Source organism: Devosia sp. UYZn731, assembly GCF_040546795.1.
Taxonomy (GTDB): Bacteria; Pseudomonadota; Alphaproteobacteria; order Rhizobiales; family Devosiaceae; genus Devosia.
On record NZ_JBEPOL010000016.1, the window covers coordinates 21,833 to 40,766 of the forward strand.

19 protein-coding genes are annotated in these 18,934 nt (G+C 62.8%); 13 read left to right on the forward strand and 6 right to left on the reverse strand.

The window, feature by feature from the left end:
• Nucleotides 1-836: 836 nt before the first annotated feature.
• The 6 genes from ABIB57_RS25280 to ABIB57_RS25305 all read left to right on the forward strand — a co-directional run bounded on the left by ABIB57_RS25280 (nucleotide 837) and on the right by ABIB57_RS25305 (nucleotide 7,447).
• The gene (locus ABIB57_RS25280; protein ID WP_354044129.1) at nucleotides 837-3,926 is read left to right on the forward strand and encodes a helicase-related protein; all 3,090 of its coding nucleotides are present in this window, start codon (nucleotides 837-839) and stop codon (nucleotides 3,924-3,926) included.
• 3 nt (nucleotides 3,927-3,929) lie between these two features.
• Entirely contained in the window at nucleotides 3,930-4,337 is a 408-nt protein-coding gene (locus ABIB57_RS25285) for an RNA-binding S4 domain-containing protein (protein ID WP_354044131.1), read from the forward strand.
• 150 nt (nucleotides 4,338-4,487) lie between these two features.
• On the forward strand, nucleotides 4,488-4,826 hold the full coding sequence (fdxA, locus tag ABIB57_RS25290) for a ferredoxin FdxA (protein WP_354044132.1): 339 nt from the start codon (nucleotides 4,488-4,490) through the stop codon (nucleotides 4,824-4,826).
• Between the two features lie 468 nt (nucleotides 4,827-5,294).
• On the forward strand, nucleotides 5,295-5,870 hold the full coding sequence (locus ABIB57_RS25295) for a CarD family transcriptional regulator (RefSeq protein ID WP_354044133.1): 576 nt from the start codon (nucleotides 5,295-5,297) through the stop codon (nucleotides 5,868-5,870).
• 138 nt (nucleotides 5,871-6,008) lie between these two features.
• Nucleotides 6,009-6,752, forward strand: coding sequence for a CPBP family intramembrane glutamic endopeptidase (locus ABIB57_RS25300; protein ID WP_354044135.1), 744 nt, complete (start codon nucleotides 6,009-6,011; stop codon nucleotides 6,750-6,752).
• Nucleotides 6,753-6,772: 20 nt separating this feature from the next.
• On the forward strand, nucleotides 6,773-7,447 hold the full coding sequence (locus ABIB57_RS25305) for a permease (RefSeq protein ID WP_354044136.1): 675 nt from the start codon (nucleotides 6,773-6,775) through the stop codon (nucleotides 7,445-7,447).
• Here ABIB57_RS25305 and ABIB57_RS25310 read toward each other — a convergent pair.
• The gene (locus ABIB57_RS25310; RefSeq protein ID WP_354044137.1) at nucleotides 7,440-8,114 is read right to left on the reverse strand and encodes a hypothetical protein; all 675 of its coding nucleotides are present in this window, start codon (nucleotides 8,112-8,114) and stop codon (nucleotides 7,440-7,442) included. The two genes, ABIB57_RS25305 and ABIB57_RS25310, sit on opposite strands and share 8 nt — an antisense overlap.
• A 111-nt stretch (nucleotides 8,115-8,225) precedes the next feature.
• Entirely contained in the window at nucleotides 8,226-9,059 is an 834-nt protein-coding gene (locus ABIB57_RS25315; RefSeq protein WP_354044138.1) for a methyltransferase domain-containing protein, read from the reverse strand.
• 45 nt (nucleotides 9,060-9,104) lie between these two features.
• Here ABIB57_RS25315 and ABIB57_RS25320 point away from each other — a divergent pair, with 45 nt between their 5' ends.
• The 5 genes from ABIB57_RS25320 (at nucleotide 9,105) to ABIB57_RS25340 (ending at nucleotide 12,550) form a co-directional block, all read left to right on the forward strand.
• Nucleotides 9,105-9,902 carry a ComF family protein gene (locus ABIB57_RS25320; protein WP_354044139.1) on the forward strand — a complete coding sequence of 266 codons (798 nt, stop codon included), beginning with the start codon at nucleotides 9,105-9,107 and terminating at the stop codon, nucleotides 9,900-9,902.
• A 30-nt stretch (nucleotides 9,903-9,932) separates the two neighbouring features.
• Nucleotides 9,933-10,190 (forward strand): glutaredoxin 3, encoded by a 258-nt coding sequence (gene grxC, locus ABIB57_RS25325; RefSeq protein ID WP_354044140.1) that lies wholly within the window; start codon nucleotides 9,933-9,935, stop codon nucleotides 10,188-10,190.
• A gap of 141 nt (nucleotides 10,191-10,331) precedes the next feature.
• A complete protein-coding gene (locus ABIB57_RS25330) occupies nucleotides 10,332-11,162 on the forward strand; it encodes a carbon-nitrogen hydrolase family protein (RefSeq protein ID WP_354044142.1) in 831 nt (276 codons plus the stop codon).
• 55 nt (nucleotides 11,163-11,217) lie between these two features.
• Nucleotides 11,218-11,643, forward strand: coding sequence for a DUF1178 family protein (locus ABIB57_RS25335; protein ID WP_354044143.1), 426 nt, complete (start codon nucleotides 11,218-11,220; stop codon nucleotides 11,641-11,643).
• A gap of 37 nt (nucleotides 11,644-11,680) precedes the next feature.
• A complete protein-coding gene (locus ABIB57_RS25340; RefSeq protein WP_354044144.1) occupies nucleotides 11,681-12,550 on the forward strand; it encodes an aldo/keto reductase in 870 nt (289 codons plus the stop codon).
• Nucleotides 12,551-12,996: 446 nt separating this feature from the next.
• Here the strand turns inward: ABIB57_RS25340 and ilvD are convergent, their stop codons facing one another.
• A complete protein-coding gene (ilvD, locus tag ABIB57_RS25345) occupies nucleotides 12,997-14,847 on the reverse strand; it encodes a dihydroxy-acid dehydratase (RefSeq protein ID WP_354044146.1) in 1,851 nt (616 codons plus the stop codon).
• A gap of 200 nt (nucleotides 14,848-15,047) precedes the next feature.
• Nucleotides 15,048-15,842 (reverse strand): helix-turn-helix domain-containing protein, encoded by a 795-nt coding sequence (locus ABIB57_RS25350; protein WP_354044147.1) that lies wholly within the window; start codon nucleotides 15,840-15,842, stop codon nucleotides 15,048-15,050.
• A 115-nt stretch (nucleotides 15,843-15,957) separates the two neighbouring features.
• On the opposite strand from ABIB57_RS25350, the gene ABIB57_RS25355 reads away from it, so the two are divergent.
• A complete protein-coding gene (locus tag ABIB57_RS25355; protein ID WP_354044149.1) occupies nucleotides 15,958-16,281 on the forward strand; it encodes a nuclear transport factor 2 family protein in 324 nt (107 codons plus the stop codon).
• A gap of 74 nt (nucleotides 16,282-16,355) precedes the next feature.
• On the opposite strand, the gene ubiG is transcribed toward ABIB57_RS25355, so the two are convergent.
• Complete coding sequence (gene ubiG / locus ABIB57_RS25360) at nucleotides 16,356-17,099, reverse strand: bifunctional 2-polyprenyl-6-hydroxyphenol methylase/3-demethylubiquinol 3-O-methyltransferase UbiG (RefSeq protein ID WP_354044151.1); 744 nt, start codon at nucleotides 17,097-17,099, stop codon at nucleotides 16,356-16,358.
• 512 nt (nucleotides 17,100-17,611) lie between these two features.
• Nucleotides 17,612-17,914 carry a winged helix-turn-helix transcriptional regulator gene (locus ABIB57_RS25365; RefSeq protein WP_354044152.1) on the reverse strand — a complete coding sequence of 101 codons (303 nt, stop codon included), beginning with the start codon at nucleotides 17,912-17,914 and terminating at the stop codon, nucleotides 17,612-17,614.
• 140 nt (nucleotides 17,915-18,054) lie between these two features.
• On the opposite strand from ABIB57_RS25365, the gene ABIB57_RS25370 reads away from it, so the two are divergent.
• Nucleotides 18,055-18,909 (forward strand): NmrA family NAD(P)-binding protein, encoded by an 855-nt coding sequence (locus ABIB57_RS25370; protein ID WP_354044153.1) that lies wholly within the window; start codon nucleotides 18,055-18,057, stop codon nucleotides 18,907-18,909.
• The last annotated feature ends 25 nt before the right edge of the window (nucleotides 18,910-18,934 follow it).

The window sequence follows — 18,934 nt, forward strand, 5'->3', positions numbered from 1 at the left end:
CGGTGAGTGGTTAGTGGGTGAGGGGAGAAGGCACCGCTAGGGAGAGGGGTGAACAAAGGCGCATTGATGCGGTTCGCTCGATTCGGTCCGTGTTCGTTCCGGGTTTGGTACGGGGGTTAATTGGGTGGGGTTTTAAGGGGCGGGAGTGTGTCGAAATGGGAGGTTGGGGCTGAACAATCATCCTCCAACTTTGGCGCCTAGCTCTACCCATGGTGTCCCTCCGGCGCAGGCCGGGGCCCATCCTGGAAGAACGTTCCGCTAGATCTGTAGGCAACAGTGCGACCTTGCCGGCTTGGCTAAACCCCGGGATGGGCCCGGCTTGCGCGGGGGTGACACTGAGAGGTTGGGGCGCATTGAGCTGAGTTGCGCCTCTTAATTTCAATGACGGCGTCCCGGCTTGAGACGGTCAACGGCAAACTTCCTCAATTTGTAACTCCGAGAGGGGCGCATTGTCTGGAGAGGGAGTCTGAATGCGCAAGAAAAATAATGGGTTAGCTTGTTTACGATCTGTTTATGTTCAGGCTGCGCAGAGCCGATTCGGCAGTTTGTTAAGGGCTTGGTAACGATGCTGAACGGGTTTGGGTGATTTCTCGCTGTTGGCGGGCGCCGGCCCGGGACACTAGTGGGTGTTGTTGATCTCAACCCACCAGCCCTAGATTAGAACAAAGCCAGACTCATCGATTCACGCCGATTCGGTTTCGGTTTGTTCTCGGCCTGTTCTGTCATTAAACGGACATGGATTTTGGTCGCTTGTTACGTCCCGTTGTGGGACCCTGAATTTTCAAAACGCCCTCCACCACTTCTATCCGGCGCTCGCGCGCCCTACATTGGCGACGATGACTTTTGCACCGCACCATTCGCTCAAGGCGATTCTCGGCCCCACCAATACCGGCAAGACCTATTTTGCCATTGAGCGCATGCTGGCCCATCCCACCGGGATGATCGGCCTGCCGCTGCGCCTGTTGGCGCGCGAAGTGTATCAGCGCGTGGTGGAGCGCGTCGGCGTGCAGGCGGTGGCGCTGGTGACGGGCGAGGAGCGCATCGTGCCGGCGCGGCCGCGCTATTGGGTGTGTACGGTCGAGGCGATGCCCACCGACATCAAGGTCGATTGCGTGGCGATCGACGAAATCCAGACGGCGATCGATTTCGACCGCGGCCATGTGTTCACCGACCGCATCCTGCATGCGCGGGGGATGAGCGAGACGCTGCTGCTGGGCGCCGCGACGATGGCGCCGGTGATCAAGAAGCTGCTGCCGCATGTCGAAATCATCGACCGGCCGCGGTTTTCGCAATTGACCTATGCGGGGTCCAAGAAGATTTCGCGGCAGCCGGCGCGCTCGGCCATCGTGGCGTTCTCGGCGCGGCAGGTTTACGCGATTGCCGAACTGATCCGGCGCGAGCGCGGCGGGGCGGCCGTGGTGATGGGGGCGCTGAGCCCGCGCACGCGCAACGCGCAGGTCGAGCTTTATCAAAATGGCGACGTGGATTTTCTGGTGGCGACCGACGCCATCGGCATGGGGCTGAACCTCGATATCCACCACGTCGCCTTTGCCGACGACACCAAATTCGACGGCCACCAGAGCCGTCCACTGACCCCGGCGGAGCTGGGGCAGATCGCCGGGCGGGCGGGGCGGCATGCGCGCAACGGCACGTTCGGGGTGACGGCGGGGACCGAAGGGTTCGAGGAAGAAATGATCGTGGCGCTCGAAACCCATGATTTCGATCCAATCAAAGTGCTGCAATGGCGCAACAATGAGCTGGATTTTTCATCCATCCCCGCTCTTCTCAATTCGCTGGAGCGCTCCCCCGACCAGCGCAGCCTGACACGGGTGCCGATTGCCACCGACCAGCGGGCGCTGGAGTTCGTGGCGCGCAACGAGGCAGGGGCGCTGGCGCGAGGCATGACGGGGGCGAAGCTACTGTGGGAAGTGTGCCAGACCCCGGATTACCTGGGGATTTCACCGGCGGCGCATGGCGAAATCATCACGCGAATTTATTCGGATTTGATGCGAAAGCAGGCCGTCAGCCCCGACTGGATGGCAGAGCAAATCCGCTTTTGTGACAATTCGAGCGGCGATATCGACACGCTGAGCAACCGGATCAAGCAGATAAGAACATGGACCTTCGTGGCCAACCGCAAAAACTGGCTTGCGGACCCGCTGCATTGGCGCGAAAAGACCCGGGATATCGAAGATCGGCTGAGCGATGCTCTTCATGAGCGGTTGACCCAGCGCTTCGTCGACCGCCGCACCAGCGTGCTGCTCCGACACCTGAAAGACAAACGCATGGCATCTCCCGAGATCAATGAACGTGGCGAAGTGCGGCTGGAAGGCCATCTCATCGGCACGCTCGAAGGCTTCCGCTTTACCCTGGCGCGCAATGACGGTGACGTCGACGCCAAGGGCATAAGGACAGCAGCGGACCACGTCGTGGCCCCCGAAATCCACCACCGGGCCGACCGGCTGGCGGGGGCGCCGAACGAGGAACTCGTTCTGGCGACCGACGGGCGCATGCGCTGGAAGGGCGATATCGTCGCCGAGCTGGTCGAGGGCGATGCGCTGCTGCGGCCGCGGCTATTGATCCTGGCGGACGAGACGCTGACCGGGCCCGACCTGATCGCGGTGCAGGATCGCCTGAACCTGTGGCTGCGCCATCATATCAACACCGTACTGGAACAGGTGATGAGCCTGGAAGCCCCCGCCGATATCGAAGGGCCGGCGCGCGGCATCGCGTTCCAGCTGTTCGAAAACCTCGGCCTCATTCCGCGTGGCCAGGTGGGCGACGAGGTCAAGAACCTCGACCAGGACGTGCGTGGCAAGATGCGCAAGCTGGGCATCAAGTTTGGCGCCTATCACATCTACCTGCCGCTGAGCCTGAAGCCGGCGCCGCGCGAGCTGGCGCTGATTTTGTTCGCGCTGAAAAATGGCGGCATTCGCCAGCCGGGCGTGACCGACCTGCCCCATATCGTTTTGAGCGGGCGTACGTCGTTCCTGATCGATCCCGAAGTCGATCCGGCCCTCTATGAAGTCGCGGGCTTCAAGGTGGCGGGCAAGCGCGCGGTGCGCGTCGATATTCTCGAACGGCTGGCCGATATCATCCGGCCGCTGATCGCGGTCGATCCGAGCCGGTTCCAGGGCGAGCCGCCAGCCGGCGCCGCCGAGGGCAATGGTTTCCGGGTGACGGTCGAGATGACCTCGCTGCTGGGTTGCTCGGGCGAAGATTTTGCGTCGATTTTGACGTCGCTGGGCTATCGCCTGCGCAAGACGCCCAAGGTTGCCAAGCCGGTCGAGGCTGTGGCGGCTCCGGCCGAGGCGAGCGCCGAAGCGCCGGCGCTGGAAGAAACGCTGGTCGACAATCCAAGCGAAGTCGAGCCATCGGCGGTGGCGGAAGTCGAAGCGGTGCCGGCTGAGGCTGTTGTGGTCGAGGCCGATATTCCGCCCACGACGATTATCGAAGCAACGCCCGTCGAGGCCGTGGCGGCTGAACCGGCACCCGTCGATACCAAGCTTGCCGAGCCGGAATTCGACGAAGTGTGGTTCCCGGGCGGCAAGCGCACGCAGGACAATGCCAAGCGTCATGGTGGGCCCCGTCGCGGGCCGACGCGGCCTGAGGGCGAAGTGCAGGTGGTGCGGCCACAGCGCCCGCGTCCTGATCGCACGCGCCCGGCCGATGCACCGCCGCAGCGGGTAGTCAATCGTCGCCCCGAGGGCGAAGTGCAGGACCTGACCAAGGCCCAGCACCTCAACGGCAAGGCGCGGTTCGAGAATCGTGCAAAGGCGGAACAGCGGCCCAAATTCGAGAAGCCGCGCGCCGAGGCGCCGCGGCAGGATAATAATCGGCCGGTGCGCGAAGAGCGCAAGGTTGCCTATGATCCCGACAGCCCGTTTGCGGCGCTGGCGGCCCTGCGCAACAAGAAGCCCGAGTAGCGATTGGCGGGAACAGGAACAGGTCCGGGCATCCGCAAGGAGCGGCTCGACAAGTTCCTGTTCTTTTCGCGCGCCATCAAATCGCGCACGCTGGCGCAGAAGATCATCGAAACCGGCGCCATCCGGGTCAATTCCGAAAAGACCATCGACAGCGACCATAAGGTGGGCGCGGGCGACGTGCTGACCATGGCGATCCATAACCGCATCGTGGTGTGGAAAATTCTGGACGCGGGCACGCGGCGGGGGCCGGCGAGCGAAGCGCAGGGGCTCTATGAGGATTTGTCGCCACCGGTGCTGCCCAAGGCGGAGCGCTCGCCCTATGAAGCGGCGATTGCGCAGCGCGATGATGGCGCCGGGCGGCCCACCAAGCGGGAGCGGAGGGAGACGGATCGATTGAAGGACGACGAGTAGGGAAAGCTGCGGTTGAAATGGTCTTGCGTTTGAAGGCGCGAGCGCGACAAAAGCGACCCGGCCAGAGCCTTGCAGCAGACGCCAAAAGGGTTTAGCACCCTCCTCAGCAAGCCCCAGTCCTCATTGTTCCGCTCGGGAACCGCCCGCCAGATGACCTATATCGTCACCGACAATTGCATTAAGTGCAAATATACCGACTGCGTCGAAGTATGCCCGGTCGACTGCTTTTACGAAGGCGAGAACATGCTCGTCATTCATCCGGACGAGTGTATCGATTGCGGCGTCTGCGAACCCGAATGCCCGGCCGAGGCGATCAAGCCCGACACCGAGAGCGGGCTTGATAAATGGCTTGAGATCAATACCAAGTTCGCCTCGATCTGGCCGAACCTGAGCGAGCGGCGCGATGCGCCGACCGACGCCAAGGCATTCGACGGCGAAGAAGGCAAGTTTGAGAAGTACTTCTCCGAAACACCCGGCGAAGGCGATTAGGGCTCGATCTTTGGGCCATGCCGGCCTGCAAATGGCGGTTTGCTGCGCTTCCGGTGCTCACGTACAGAATGTACGCTCCGCTCCGGTTCTCGCGAACCACCATTTTCGACTCGGCCTGACCCAAAGCTCTTCGCCCTAATGCCGACTGCGGGACCGGTCCGCTCCCAGCGAGCGCAAGCGTGGGATTGTTCAGGAATGGGACACACTAGGTGTTGATTCGTTCCTTTTGATTCTGCTGAAATTTTGTGCTATGGTCTGTCTACATGCAGCCAAGCCCGTCACCAGAGTGCCATCAGGCACATTTTTTTTGACACACATCACCAGATGCTGAGCGCGCCGGAAAGCGGACCGGGGCGGCCAGAGTGCTTGACTGCGTCCAGTACCCCGGAAACGGGGATTGAACAGTACGGAGTGGACGGTCCTTCCCGCCAGGAACTGTCCATCGGGGCGTCAACAAGGAGTTATCTCATGGTAGCCAAGAAGACCACGCAGCGTCTTGGGTTCAAGACCGGCGAATTCGTCGTGTATCCTGCCCATGGTGTCGGGATGATCGTCGCGATCGAAGAGCAGGAAGTTGCGGGCCTGACGCTGGAGCTGTTCGTCATCAGCTTCGAGCAGGACAAACTGACCCTGCGCGTTCCTGTCGCCAAGATCAAGTCCGTCGGCATGCGTCACCTCGCCGAAGAAGACATGGTCACTCAGGCGCTGACCACCGTCACCGGCCGTGCACGCGTCAAGCGTACCATGTGGAGCCGCCGTGCCCAGGAATATGAAGCCAAGATCAATTCGGGCGACCTGATCGCCATTTCCGAAGTCGTGCGCGATCTTTATCGCTCCGAAGAGCAGCCCGAGCAGTCCTATTCGGAACGCCAGCTGTTCGAGCAGGCGATGGACCGCATGAGCCGCGAAATCGGCGCCGTCAACAAGCTGACGCTCACCGAGGCGATCCAGTTGATCGAAAAGAACCTGGCCAAGTCGCCCAAGCGCACCAAGGCCGACGCGGTGGAAGCCACCGACGCGACCGACGAGGAAGCCGCAGCGTAACGCTTGCAGGCTTGAAAATCAGAAAGGCCGGCGGCAACGCCGGCCTTTTTGTTTGCAGCACGGGAGCAGCCCAGTGGCTCGACAACATGAGGGCCCAATGCCAGTCTGCGGGGCATGAGGGCAAGCATAGCGAACACATTGCGCATTCCAATCGCCGTGGCCGCAGTGGTGATCTGGATCCTGATCACGGTGTGGGGCGTGTGGACGCCACACGATCCCACCTCGCTGACCGCGGGCATTTCGGGCGGCATCGCCTGGCAGATCGTGGGCGCGGGAGCGTTCCTGCTGGTCGTGGTGCTGGCGCTGGGGTGGCGCGATATTGGCTTCAATGCGCCGCGGCCCTGGAGTTCGCTGCGGGTTCTGGCATTTCCGGCGATCTACATCGCGCTCTTCGTCGCGGCCGCCGCCCTTGTCGGTCTACCGGCACCGTCGGTGGTTTTCTTCCTCGCGATCAACACGTTGGCAGTCGGCTTTTCCGAGGAGATCGCGTTTCGCGGCGTGCTGTTTCGCGCATTGCACACGCGGCTGCGGCTCTGGCCGGCGATCTGGATCACCTCGATTGTCTTCGGCAGTGTTCATGTCGTCAACGGCTTCACCACTGGTGACTTCCTGAACGCCTCGATCCAGGCGCTCGCTGCCTTCATGAGCGGCACCTTCTTCATGGCGCTGGTGCTGCGGACGCGATCGATCGTCCCGTCGATGCTGTTCCATGCGCTGTGGGACTTCCTGCTCACCACGATCGGCGCCGGCGGCGCATCCTCGGCGGCGGGCGGGGACAGACATTGGTGGCTTCTGCTGGTCCCGCCACTCTTCATCCTGCCGAACTTCATTTATGGCTTGTGGCTGCTGCGCAAGGTGAAAGACACCGGGCCGGCGCAATAGCGGCGAGCGGAGCAAACACCATGGATTTTATGCGCCTGCTGAAATCGGTCGAGGAGTTGCTCTACGAGCTCGTCACCTGGATACTGTTCTATCCGCTCACGCTGTGGCGCTGCGTCCGGCGTCCAGTGGCGATGATGAAATACGCCGAGCGCGAGTTGGGGGACGAGGGCGAGGAGCAGTATGACGACGCGCTGAGCCCGCCGATCTTCCTGCTGATCACATTATTCCTGGCCCATCTGCTGGAGCTTGGACTGGCCGTTCCGGCGCAAGCCAGCCTGCCTGCATTTTTGCAGGACGACAAGAACCTGCTGCTCTACCGCGCGGTTGCCTATAGCCTGTTTCCGCTGCTGCTGGCGCTGCTGGACGTTCGGCATCGCGGGGTAAAGCTGACCCGGCAATTGCTGCGGCCGTCGTTCTACAGCCAGTCCTATGTCGCGGCGCCCTTCGTGCTGTCGTTCGACATCGCCGTTCTCGTCGGGCGGCAGGGGTTTGGGGCTGCGGTGAGCCTTGGCATCGCGATCTTCGCGCTGGGCCTCGCGTGGTATTGCGGGGCCCAGATCGCCTGGTTCACCACGATCCGCGGTGTGAATGCCGGCCGCGCCGTCGCGATGGTGCTGGGCACAGTGCTGCTCGGCTTCGCCGCCGTTCTGGCGGTGCTGCTGGCGACGGCCCTGTCGGCAGGCCCGATCAGTTGATGTAGCTGAAGCTGCCGTCCAGGGCGAACCAGCAATTGAAGAATGTGGTGCCGTCAGAGCCTTCGAAATTGCCCTGAACCACATAATTGTTGCCGCTCTTGAAGGCCATGTTGGTAGTCAGGTCCTGCGGACGAACGCCAAACTTGGCGGAGGCCTCGCCCTGGCAGAATCTGGGCATCATGCTGGTATCGACGCGCGAGGGTGTGGGGTTCGGACGAGGTGAGGACGGCTGCGGCCGCTGGACGGGCGCGGCGGCGGCGGCGTTTTCGACATAGAGGGTCAGGCTATAGTTAGCGGTCTCGTTGCGCCGGGCGGCATTGCGCATCAGATAGACCTCGATCACGTAATTGCCGCTCGAGGGGATCACGACCGAGGTGCTGTTGCCCGATATCGAGCCATTGAACAGGGCCTCGCGGGCGCCGGGGGCGGTGACGTTGAAATAGCTGCTGGCATTGTCGGTATCGAGCTGCACGCTCATGCGCTGGCCCGCATTGACACCTATGCTGTAGCGTACGCTTTGATTGCCGGTAATCGACGCCTCGATGGCGGTGCCCGAGGCCCCGCGCGGGAAGCGAACAGTTTGAGTCCGCGTGTCCTGAGCCATGACAGCTGTCGTTATGGCGATTGCTACAAGACTCAGCAGCGCCGCTTTCAATAGCTGTAACATGGGCTCGCTCCTTGGATTGGACATCAGGGTGTGGCTTGGACCCGATAAGAGATTGCCCATCATTTGCGGCGCTTTTCGTTCAAAAAGCGCCGGTCCGTAAGGCCGAGGGATTTATTTCGCCTTGTTGCCCAATACCTTGGCCATGCTCACCGTGGCGCTGCCGGGCTTGAGGGGCTGTTGCTGGCTTTCGTGGGGGAGCCAGCCGGAAAGCCAGATCAGTTCGAGGGTGGCGCGGACGCGGCCGTCGGGGTCGGCGTCTCGTTGCGCATAGGCCTGGGCGGCGGCGGTGAGGAGGGCGCGGGTAGCGGGCCGGCGGGAGCGGTCGACCAGCGGATTGGCGGCGCCGAGGGATTTGAGCTCGGCCATCAGCGCGAAGGGGCTGGAATAGCGCACGATGTGGGTTTCGACATCCGCAACGGGGAGGGCGAGGCCCGCGCGTTGCAGCAGCGCGCCGGCGTCGCGGACCTGGATGAAAGGCGCGACGCGAGCGCTGGCCCCACCGGAGATTTCGGCATCGGCGGACAGGAAGGCTTCGCGCAGCTCGGTCAGCGTATTGCCACCCAGGGCCGCGGCCATCAGCAAGCCATCGGGGGCGAGGCGGGCTCGCAGCTGGGCAAGATAGCCGGGCACGTCGTTGACGGCTTGCAGGTGCAATACCGAAACGATGAGATCGAATTCGCCCTCGGGGAGGGGTGGCAATTCGCTATCGGGCGTGAAAGCCGCGAGGCGGGTGAACGGGAACTCTGCCTTGGCGGTGCGACCACTGGCGGGGAGGCGAGACACCTCGGGGCCGATGATGAGGGCGCGGGGAAAATCGCGGATCAGCGACAGCAGGCGCTCTTCGAGGTCACCCAGCACCAGGTCCATGACGAAGTCGTCGCCGCTGCGCCGCGCCAGGTGGCGGGCGATCAGCGCGGGGTCGAAGATTTTTGGTGGCATTGCCATGGGCGGGGGACGACAGCGCTCGGTTGCGGTGGCAGTATGGTGCTTATGGAGAGAGCGGACGAGGTTGTCAAAACCGAGGCGCTGCATCACCGCGTGATTGGCGGGATGCGGCGCGTCGGCGGTTTTGTGCTCGACCAGCTCTATCCGCCGGTCTGCCTTGGTTGCGAGGCACCGATTGCCGCCAGCGACGGGTTGTGCGGGGCGTGTTTTGGCAAACTACGACCGATCACCGCGCCGCTATGCCGCGTTCTCGGGCTGCCGTTCGAGGTGTCGCTGGGGCTCGATGCCCTGTCGGCGGAGGCGATTGCGGAGCCGCCGCCGTTTGGGCGGGCGCGGGCAGCGGTGATTTATAACGAGGTGGCGCGCACGATTGTGTCGCGGCTCAAATATGGGGATCGGCCGGAGCTGGCGCGGTTTTGTGCGCGCCTGATGGCGGGGGCGGGGCATGAATTGTGGGGTAGCGACGCCCTGCTGGTGCTGGTGCCGCTGCATCCGAGCCGGCAGCGGGAGCGGCGCTACAATCAATCGGGGGAATTGGCAGCCGCGATCGGCAAATTGACCGGGGTGGCGGTGGACCTGCATCTGGTGCGCCGGGTGAAGCGCACGCGGCAGCAGGTGGGGTTATCGAGCGACGGGCGGGCGCGAAATGTGGCTGGGGCATTTTCTGTGCATCCGGACCTGCTGGCGCGGTTGCGTGGGCGGCGGGTGGTGCTGGTGGACGATGTCTATACCACCGGCTCGACCGTCAAGGCGGTGACACGGACGCTGCTCAAGGGCGGGGCGAGTGAAGTTGATGTCATCTCCTTCGCCCGCGTTGTCATTGGCGCGGAAATGCCCATATAGATGCAAACAGCCGTACTTTCGGAGAGTAACATGGCCAAGATCGAGATTTATACCACGCCGACATGCCCCTATTGCCACGCCGCCAAGTCGCTGCTGAGCGACAAGGGTGCCGACTATACCGAGATTACCGTGCTGGACCCCGATTTGCGCGCGGCGATGACCCAGCGGGCGCATGGACGGCGGACCGTGCCGCAGATTTTCATCGGCGAGACCCATGTGGGTGGCTATGACGATATGGCGGCGCTGGATCGAGCTGGCGGGCTGGATGAACTGCTAGGTTCGAATTAACGCTGCTTTCCAGCCAACTGGGCATCATTCCCGCGCAAGCGGGAGCCCACCCTTGAGGAGTTGCTGCACGTGACGAAGAATGGGTTCCCGCCTGCGCGTGAGTGACGTCGTGAGTGGGATGCGTCTGAACGGGAAAATTGAATGAAAATCGCTGCCATTCAGATGCGGTCGGGGACGGAGCCGGAGGCTAATCTTGCGGCTTTGCGGCCGATGGTGGCTGAAGCAGCAGCGGCGCGCGCGCGTTACGTGCTGACGCCGGAAGTGACGATGGCGTTCGCGGAAAATCGCGAGGGGCTGGCGCGGGTGGCGGGGCCGTTCGAGGACAATCCATGGCTGGCGCAGCTCTCAGCGCTGGCGCGCGAACATCAGGTTCATCTGCATATCGGCTCGATGGCGGTGGCGCTGGAGGATGGGCGGTTTGCCAATCGCAGCGTGCTGTTTGGGCCCGATGGGGCGATCCAGACCACCTATGACAAAATCCATCTGTTCGACGCGACCATTGCGGGGCTCAATACCTATCGCGAAAGCGCGACCTATCGGGGTGGCGAAGCGGCGGTGACGGCGCAGGTGGATGACGTCACGCTGGGGCTGGCGATCTGCTACGACATGCGATTCCCGGCGCTGTTCAATGCGCTGGCCAATGCGGGCGCGCAGGTGCTGGTGGTGCCGGCGGCCTTCACCGTGCCGACGGGGCAGGCGCATTGGCATGTGCTGTTGCGGGCGCGGGCGATCGAGACCGGCAGCTATGTGATCGCGGCGGCGCAGGGCGGCCAGCACGCCAATGGGCGGGCGACCTATGGGCATTCGCTGGTGATCGACCCGTGGGGGCGGGTGATTTCGGAACTGGATCATGACGAGCCCGGCGTATTGCTGGCGGAGATTGATCTGGCGGCGGTGGACGATGCGCGAGGCCGGATACCGGCGCTGGCCAATGCGCGGAGTTTTACCGTGGCGCCGCCCTTGTCGGTATGACGGGCGAGGCCTATTTAGGAGCCGGGCCGTCTGCGGCCCGCAAGGACGTCGCCGCGTGATTCAATATTCTCTCCACTGCGCTAATGCGCATGATTTCGATGCCTGGTTCAAGAATGCCGCGGCATTCGATGAGCAGCAGGTGCGCGGTATTGTCGATTGCCCGGTGTGCGGGTCGCACGAGGTGAGCAAGGCGCTGATGGCCCCTGCCGTGGCGCGCTCGGGCAGCGAGAAAATGTCGCTGAGTTCGGGGCATCCGGACGTGGCCAAGTTCCGCGAATTGCTGCGGGCCTATCGCCAGAAGGTCGTCAGCGAGGCCGATTATGTCGGCGACAAATTCGCCGAAGAGGCACGGAAAATCCATTTCGAGGAAGTCGAAGCGCGCGGCATCTACGGCGAGGCAACGCGGGACGAGGTGATCGCGTTAGCCGAAGAGGGCATCGAATTCGCGCCCCTTCCTGATTTACCTGAAGAACAGAACTAAGCAGCGCCCATTCGGCGCGAAAATCCTGGAGATCATCATGAGCAATCTCGACGCGTCCCGTTCGGGGACTTTTTCCATTGGCGGCGACCTCAAGGTCAATCGGCTGGGTTTTGGCGCCATGCGCATTACCGGCAAGGGCATTTGGGGCCCGCCGGCGGATGTAGAGGAGGCCAAGCGCACGCTGGCGCGGCTGCCGGAGATCGGTGTCGATTTCGTCGATACGGCGGAAAGCTACGGGCCCTACATCAGCGAGGAGTTGATCGGCGAGGTGCTGGCGCCCTATTCCAAGGGCACGATCATTGCCACCAAGAGCGGGCTGACGCGGACGGGGCCGGACCAGTGGCATCAGTTGGCGCGGCCGGAATTCTTGCGCCAGGCAGTGACGCAGAGCCTGCGCCGGCTCAAGCTGGAGGTGATCGATCTGTGGCAGTTGCACCGCATTGAAAGCGTGACGCCGCGCGCCGACCAGTTTGGCGCCATTGCCGATATGCAGAAGAACGGGTTGATCCGCCATGTGGGGCTGAGCGAGGTCAGCGTCGAGGACATCAAGGAAGCGCAAAAGTACTTCAAGGTCACCACGGTGCAGAATATGTACAACCTCGTAAGCCGCAAGGCCGAGGATGTGCTGGACTATTGCGAGGCCAATGGCATCGGCTTCATTCCGTGGCGGCCGATCGATGGGGGCAATCTTGCGGCCACCAGCGTCGAATTCAAGACCATCATGGAAAAGCATGAGGCTTCGGCCAGCCAGATCGCGCTGGCCTGGATGCTGAAGCGTAGCCCGGTGATGCTGCCGATTCCCGGCACCGGGAGCGTCAAGCATCTGGAGGAGAACGTGGGCGCGGCGAGCATCGTGTTGAGCGATGCGGAGTTCAAGACGCTCGATGCCGTCGGGCGGCAGGGTTAGGTTTTCCAAACCTCCCACCGAACCAATTCAGTCAGGCGAGCCTCTCTCAAATCTTGAGGGAGGCTTTTTCGTATGATGTAAGTTGAATGTGAGGGGATGCCAGTTCGCCCGATGGGCCGGATGGCTTTAGGTCGGTTCGATGGGGAGGGTGGAATCCCCGCCATCGAACCTAACCAGCGGGTAATCTTGGCAGACCACCTTCGGCTGAGGGGCGTTTAGCATGGGATCATCGGGGTGGCGAGGGGGATTGTCACGAAAGTGTCGTGGGAGGTGACCAGCGCCCCGCAACCTTGCTGTCTTCCCGCGGACTTGATCCGCGGGCCCTTGGCAGCACGGTACGAGCGGGAGCGGGCCCCCGGATCAAGTCCGGGGGAAGGACGGTGGTTGTTGAGGCAGTTGTGTCCAACTGTTTCTGTAGCGGTATCGCTCGCCGGAACTAATGTCGCCTAGAAGAGATTCTCGAATTCCCCGAGATCGCGCACCGCGCCGCGCGCGGCCGACGTTGCAAACGCCGCATAGGCTTTGAGCGCCTGGGTCACATTGCGCTTGCGGGGATGGGCGGGTTTCCAGCCGAGGCGGTCCTGGTCGTGGCGGCGCTGGACGAGTTCGTCATCGCTCACCAGCAGCGTGATGGTGCGGTTGGGGATGTCGATTTCGATGGTGTCGTTTTCGCGCACCAGCCCAATGGTGCCGCCTTCGGCAGCTTCGGGCGAGACGTGGCCGATGGAGAGGCCGGACGTGCCGCCCGAGAAGCGGCCGTCGGTGATCAGGGCGCAGGCTTTGCCGAGGCCCTTCGACTTCAGGTAGCTGGTTGGGTACAGCATTTCCTGCATGCCGGGGCCGCCGCGTGGGCCTTCATAACGGATGACGATGACGTCGCCGGCTTTGATCTCATTGCTGAGCAGCGCCTTGACGATGGCGTCCTGGCTTTCGAACACGCGAGCGGGGCCGGTAAACTTGAGGATAGAGTCATCGACGCCGGCGGTTTTGACGATGCAGCCGTCGATGGCGATATTGCCCGATAGCACGGCGAGGCCACCGTCCTTGGAGAAGGCGTATTCAGCCGAGCGGATAGCGCCTTCCTTGCGGTCGAGATCGAGTTCGGCCCAGCGATTGGACTGCGAAAACGCCTCGGTGGTGCGCACGCCGCCGGGGGCGGCCATGAAGAAATTGCGCACGCTCTCCGAATTGGTGCGGCTGATGTCCCATTTGTCGAGCGCATCACCCATGGTGGCGGCGTGGATGGTGGGCTCGCTGCGGTTGATCAGGTTGGCGCGGTCGAGCTGGCCCAGGATCGAGAAAATGCCGCCGGCGCGGTGGACGTCTTCCATGTGCACATCGTTCTTGGCGGGCGCGACCTTGCACAAAACCGGCACCTTGCGGCTCAGCTTGTCGATGTCTTCCATGGTGAAATCCACCTTGCCCTCATGGGCGGCGGCCAGGATGTGCAGCACGGTATTGGTCGAGCCGCCCATGGCGATATCGAGCGCCATGGCGTTTTCGAAGGCTGCCTTGGTGGCGATGGTGCGCGGCAGGGCGGTGGCGTCGTCCTGCTCGTACCAGCGCTTGGCCAGGTCCACGATCAGGTGGCCAGCTTCCTGGAACAGCCGCTTGCGATCGGAATGGGTGGCCAGGGTCGAGCCATTGCCCGGCAGGCTGAGGCCGAGCGCTTCGGTCAGGCAGTTCATCGAATTGGCGGTGAACATGCCCGAGCAGGAGCCGCAAGTGGGGCAGGCGGCTTCCTCGACGGTGGCGATTTCGGCATCGGTATATTTATCGTCAGCGGCCATCACCATGGCATCGACCAGATCGAGCGCCTGCAGCTTGCCCTTGATCATCGCCTTGCCGGCTTCCATCGGGCCGCCGGAAACGAAGACCACGGGGATGTTGATGCGCATGGCCGCCATCAGCATGCCGGGGGTGATCTTGTCGCAATTGGAGATGCAGACCATGGCATCGGCGCAATGGGCGTTGACCATGTATTCGACGCTGTCGGCGATCAGGTCGCGGCTGGGCAGCGAATAGAGCATGCCGTCATGGCCCATGGCGATGCCGTCATCGACCGCGATGGTGTTGAATTCCTTGGCGACGCCGCCAGCTGCCTCGATCTCGCGGGCGACGAGCTGGCCGAGGTCCTTGAGGTGGACGTGGCCGGGCACGAACTGGGTGAATGAGTTCACCACGGCGATGATGGGCTTGCCGAAATCGCCATCCTTCATGCCCGTCGCGCGCCACAGGCCGCGAGCGCCGGCCATGTTGCGGCCATGGGTGGTGGTGCGGGAGCGATAGACTGGCATGGGACGTCCTCAAGTGAAGGCCGCGTTGGGCGGTCGATGTTGGAAATAGGTTAGACCCATTCCAGAAACAGGGCAAGAAAAAAGCGTACCGTACCGTACGGTACTGTTGACGAGTTTGATTGAGTTGCTGTTTGGGCGAGTGGGAGCGGAGGAAAGGGGCGAGAGCCGGCAAACACCAGCGCTGATCTGGATGTCGCTTCTCAGCCCTTGGATAGTGGGACCATTGCGCTCTTCAGCATCTCCGAAGTCGCCGCGTCGGCCGGCAAGAATGATTCGACGGCGAGTTCGGAGAGCGTGACGTCGAGGGGGGTGCCGAAGACCATTGTCGTTGAGAGGAAAGACATTATTCCAGCCGGGCTGCGCAGTTGCAGGGGGACGGCGATGGCGGTGCCGGGTTGGGCTGGGGTTGGCGTGCCGGCGGGATAGTGGCGAAGCTCTTCGTAGAGATCGGCGAGGAACGGGTCGGCGGTGTCGGTGATCTGGCGGGCGAGGCGATGCAGCAGGTGGGCTTTCCATTCGAACAGGTTGGCGATGCGCGGCGCGAGGCCCTGGGGATGAAGGCTGAGGCGGAGCACGTTGACGGGTGGTTCGAGCAGGAAGGGCGCGATGTTGTCGAGCAGCGGGCTTATGGCGGCATTGGCGCGGACCAGCGTCCAGTGGCGGTCGATGGCGAGGGCGGGAAATGGCTGATGCGCGGCCAGGAGCGTTTCGAGCAGGTCGAGCGTGGGGCGGAGCGCCGCGTCGTCGAGCGGGCGCTCGGGGAAGATGGGAGCAAAGCCTGCGGCCAGCAGCCAGGCATTGCGCTCGCGCAGCGGAATATCGAGCGTTTCGGCCAGCTTGAGCAGCATGGGGCGGCTGGGCTTGGCGCGGCCGGTTTCGATGAAGCTCAGATGACGCGCCGAGATGTCGGCGTCGATCGCCAGGTCGAGCTGGCTCAGCCGGCGGCGGCGACGCCAGTCGTGCAGCTTTTCGCCGATTGATCCAGTATTTTCCATAGCGACAGACTAGCAGAGCAGGGCGTCAATTCCATTACCTCCGAGGTAATTGGTTTGCGTCGCCAACGGTGAAAAATGGGAATCGTTCGATAGCAACCAACCGGAGATTTTTGCCATGACCGACGCCCTGAACATTGCCAATGCCTATCTCGCCACCTGGAATGAAACCGATGCGGACCGGCGTGCGGCGCTGCTTGGGCAGAGCTGGAGCCCGACTGCCAGCTATCGCGATCCGCTGATGGCGGCCAAGGGCGCAGAGGCCCTCGGTGGCATGATCGGGGCGGTGCAGGAGCGGTTCCCCGGCTTCGTCTTCACGCTCCTGGGCCCGGCTTTGGCGACAATGTGCGCTTTTCCTGGGGACTGGGTGTGCCAGATGGCGAAATCATCATCGAAGGGACCGATTTCGTGCAGGTCCAGGCCGGGCAGATCGCCGCGGTGACCGGCTTTCTGGACAAGGTGCCTGCGGCCTGATGACGGCAGGCAACCGCGCGGCACGATCCGCGCGGTTGCCCACTAGGCGGTGGCGGGGCGCTGCGCCATGACCATGTAATTGATCGCCATGTCGCGCGACTTGCGCCAATCGTCGGCGAGGGGGTGATAGACAACGCCGGTCTGGTCGGTAACGACGAGGCCATTGCGGGTGATCAGGGCCTTGATCTCGTCGGGGGTGAGGAATTTGTTCCAGTCGTGGGTGCCCTTGGGCAGCCAGCCCAGCACATATTCGGCGCCGATGACGGCGAAGGCCAGGGCGCGGGCGGTGCGGTTGAGGGTGGCGGTCAGCATCAGGCCGCCGGGGGCGACAAGGTCGGCGCAGCTCTTCATGTAGAGCGGCACGTTATCGACGTGTTCAACCACTTCCATATTGAGCACCAGGTCGTACTTTTGGCCCTGGGCGGCGAGGGCTTCGCTGGTGGTGGCCTCATAGGTGACGGCGACGCCGGACTGTTCGGCGTGCAGGGTGGCGATCTTGATATTGCGCTCGGCGGCGTCGATGCCGGTGACGGTGGCGCCAAGGCGGGCCAGCGGCTCACAAAGCAGGCCGCCGCCGCAGCCGACATCGAGAATGGTCAGGCCCTCAAGCGGGCGCATGACGCTGCCGTCGCGGTGGAAATGGGCCAGCACGTGCTCGCGGATATAGGCGAGGCGGACGGGATTGAACTTGTGGATCGGCTTGAACTTGCCCTTGGGGTCCCACCATTCCTCGGCCATCGCGGTGAATTTGGCGACTTCGGCATCATTGATGGTGGTGGCGGTCATGGGCGGGCTCCGAGTTTGGGGCATATGAGCCCGAGGCTGTGGCGGAGGCAAGGCCGGGGTCGGGGACCGGGACATTGTGCCCCATTGGACATTTCGGCCAAATGAATTGCCCGACGCGCCTTTTGCGAACGCGCCGAGGCGCCGCCCGGCCTTGTGGCGTCGCGGATACACGGTGACAGGCGGCCATTGGGCCATCTGTAGTTTGTAGAACGGTCCAATGGCCGCCCGTCACGAGCCGCTTTTGCTCAGGGTCCGGTTCATGCGCAGTTTATTGCAAATGCGCGTGCCGAGCTTCCACCCTGCCGAATGAGCGCCCCCATCCCACGGTCTCCCCGTCCGGCCCTGCGTCGGGGCCGCGTGTGTGGCGGGAATGGGGGGACTTTCGCATGGGGGATTGGGGGCGGGGATAAGTTTTCGGTTTGAACAGGTAGACGAACGGAAGGCTTCCGACCCTATTTCGGACGTCCAAGCTTGTCCGTCGACATCCTGAAAGCGGAAGTTTGTTAGTGCTTTTACGAGTTCGCCAGCTGCTCGTCTGCCACCGAAACACCCCAGGTGTTCATCGCGTTCAGCACCGTGCTCAGCGTCATGCCCAAGGGCGTCAATTCATAAACGACCCGTGGCGGGGTCTCCGCGAAAGCTGTTCTGGTGACGATGCCGTGCTGTTCGAAACGCTTAAGCCGGTGGGTGAGCGTATGGGCGCTGATGCTGCCCAAACGGATTTTGAGCTCGGTGAACCGCTGCGGACCGTGCAGCAATTCTCGAACGATCAGTGTTGCCCAAGGGCCGTCCAGCAGCAGCAGAAAACGTTCCACTCCACACTCCGGAAGACAGTGATCAGCCATGTTCGCTTTGCCTCAAAAAAATTTCACACCACGTCCATTAGTGCATTTGACGTAACCGATGCACGGAATGCACTGATGCCGCTTTCTAACATCGAAGCGAGATCAGGCCTATGACTTTCATCATCCACGGAGCCACCGGCGCACAGGGCGCTCCACTGTTCGATCGGCTCACGGCCGCGGGCAAGTCCGTAAAGGCTGTGTCACGCAATGCCGACAACGCTGCGGATTCGATCAAGGCTGACGCGGGGTCGGTGGAGCAGCTGACGGCTGCTTACGACAAGGCAGACGGCATCTTCGTTCACCTGCCGCAGGCGCCCGAAGATGTGCGGCTGCACTATGCCAACACCATCGTCGCGGCCGTCCGCGCGGCGCACCCGTCACGCGTCGTGGTTTCCACCAGCGGCTCTGTCGTCGACATGCCTAACACCGCGCTGCAAGCGCCTGATCGTTCCGCCATCATGGTGCTGATCAATGGCATCAAGGACAGCGGCATCTCGAACGCCGTGGTGGCGCCGCGCCTTTACCTCGAAAACCTGCTGCTCCCCATGGTCTTGGGACCGGTCACCGCCGAAGGCATGTTGCGCTACCCGGTGCGTGCGAATTACTCGGTCTCCTGGAGCTCCCATGCAGATGTGGCCCGCGTCTCCGAGCGGCTCCTGCTGGATCCGGCCATTGCTGGCGTGGTCGGCGTCGGTCATCTGCCCGGACTGCTGGGCGATGACCTGGCGGCTGGTTTCAGCAAGCATTTCGGGCGGGAGGTGAGCTTTGAGTCCATTACACCCCAACAGTTCGGCACACTGATCGAGCCCTTCTTCGGCCCTGCCTTTGCGGGTGTTGTCGGGTTCTACGAAGCGCATTGGCAGGCTCCTCAGAACACCATTGATCCAAAGACCAGCGCGCAAACCCTGCTCGGTATCGGGCCCGAAGACGTACAGGCCTGGCTCGGCAGCACTTTGGGTCGCTGAGGAAGCGGTGGTGGGGAGGTACTGC

Bases quoted from the DNA above. Each gene is read 5' to 3' on its own strand.
- ABIB57_RS25280 (WP_354044129.1), top strand. From the start codon at position 837: ATGACTTTTGCACCGCACCATTCGCTCAAGGCGATTCTCGGCCCCACC.
- fdxA (WP_354044132.1), top strand. From the start codon at position 4,488: ATGACCTATATCGTCACCGACAATTGCATTAAGTGCAAATATACCGAC.
- ABIB57_RS25295 (WP_354044133.1), top strand. From the start codon at position 5,295: ATGGTAGCCAAGAAGACCACGCAGCGTCTTGGGTTCAAGACCGGCGAA.
- ABIB57_RS25305 (WP_354044136.1), top strand. From the start codon at position 6,773: ATGGATTTTATGCGCCTGCTGAAATCGGTCGAGGAGTTGCTCTACGAG.
- ABIB57_RS25310 (WP_354044137.1), bottom strand. From the start codon at position 8,114: ATGTTACAGCTATTGAAAGCGGCGCTGCTGAGTCTTGTAGCAATCGCC.
- ABIB57_RS25315 (WP_354044138.1), bottom strand. From the start codon at position 9,059: ATGGCAATGCCACCAAAAATCTTCGACCCCGCGCTGATCGCCCGCCAC.
- ABIB57_RS25320 (WP_354044139.1), top strand. From the start codon at position 9,105: ATGGAGAGAGCGGACGAGGTTGTCAAAACCGAGGCGCTGCATCACCGC.
- grxC (WP_354044140.1), top strand. From the start codon at position 9,933: ATGGCCAAGATCGAGATTTATACCACGCCGACATGCCCCTATTGCCAC.
- ABIB57_RS25330 (WP_354044142.1), top strand. From the start codon at position 10,332: ATGAAAATCGCTGCCATTCAGATGCGGTCGGGGACGGAGCCGGAGGCT.
- ABIB57_RS25340 (WP_354044144.1), top strand. From the start codon at position 11,681: ATGAGCAATCTCGACGCGTCCCGTTCGGGGACTTTTTCCATTGGCGGC.
- ilvD (WP_354044146.1), bottom strand. From the start codon at position 14,847: ATGCCAGTCTATCGCTCCCGCACCACCACCCATGGCCGCAACATGGCC.
- ABIB57_RS25350 (WP_354044147.1), bottom strand. From the start codon at position 15,842: ATGGAAAATACTGGATCAATCGGCGAAAAGCTGCACGACTGGCGTCGC.
- ABIB57_RS25355 (WP_354044149.1), top strand. From the start codon at position 15,958: ATGACCGACGCCCTGAACATTGCCAATGCCTATCTCGCCACCTGGAAT.
- ubiG (WP_354044151.1), bottom strand. From the start codon at position 17,099: ATGACCGCCACCACCATCAATGATGCCGAAGTCGCCAAATTCACCGCG.
- ABIB57_RS25370 (WP_354044153.1), top strand. From the start codon at position 18,055: ATGACTTTCATCATCCACGGAGCCACCGGCGCACAGGGCGCTCCACTG.